Source organism: Sphingomonas sp. LH128 (genome assembly GCF_000293195.2).
GTDB lineage: Bacteria > Pseudomonadota > Alphaproteobacteria > Sphingomonadales > Sphingomonadaceae > Novosphingobium > Novosphingobium resinovorum_A.
Genome location: NZ_ALVC01000555.1, coordinates 1 through 624, shown reverse-complemented (window position 1 = coordinate 624; position 624 = coordinate 1). Strand labels below are relative to the sequence as shown.

The window sequence follows — 624 nt, the reverse complement described above, 5'->3', positions numbered from 1 at the left end:
CTTCTCCAGGTTCGAGTTCGCATCCGAACCCTACCAGAAGATCGACGGTGGCCACCCTCTCAGGGAAACCTTCCTACACCACCCCGCGGGACACGACCGCATGCCGCAGCTTTGGGATTAGCAAATGGCCTGGTGACAGACGTTTAACTGGTGCGTGCGAGCGCATGGTCATGCCGGCGGCGACAGCCTTTTAGCCCTCGCGCACGACCGCCTAGGCCAGCACGGTGGCGGTGGTAGTGCCGTCGCCCGCCTTGTCGTTCTGCTTGTTCGTCACCTCGCGCAACATCTGCGCGCCCATATTCTCGATCTTGTCGGCAAGCTCGATTTCCTTGGCGACGGTGACGCCGTCCTTGGTGATCCGGGGAGCGCCGAAGCTCTTGTCGATGACGACGTTTCGGCCCTTGGGACCAACGTCACCTTCACTGCATTTGCCAGCGTATCGACACCGAAGCCTCGGAAGACGTCGTCGAACAGCCGGTTCATCTCGCGGTGGAGCGAGAGCTATGGGTGAGTATCATTGTCGCGGCCGCGCTCGGCGCTGACCTGGACGGGGAGCCGGTTTTCCTGCCGGCTCCAGGGAATGAGATCACGAAAAGCCATGATGGTCATCTCCTTTTCTGGCTG

The 624-nt window shown here is 61.1% G+C and carries 1 pseudogene; it reads right to left on the bottom strand.

The annotated features are described in order from the left end of the window. Positions 1 to 214: 214 nt before the first annotated feature. A pseudogene (locus tag LH128_RS32675) lies at positions 215 to 483 on the bottom strand (TCP-1/cpn60 chaperonin family protein); the annotation flags it as partial. Between the last annotated feature and the right edge of the window lie 141 nt (positions 484 to 624).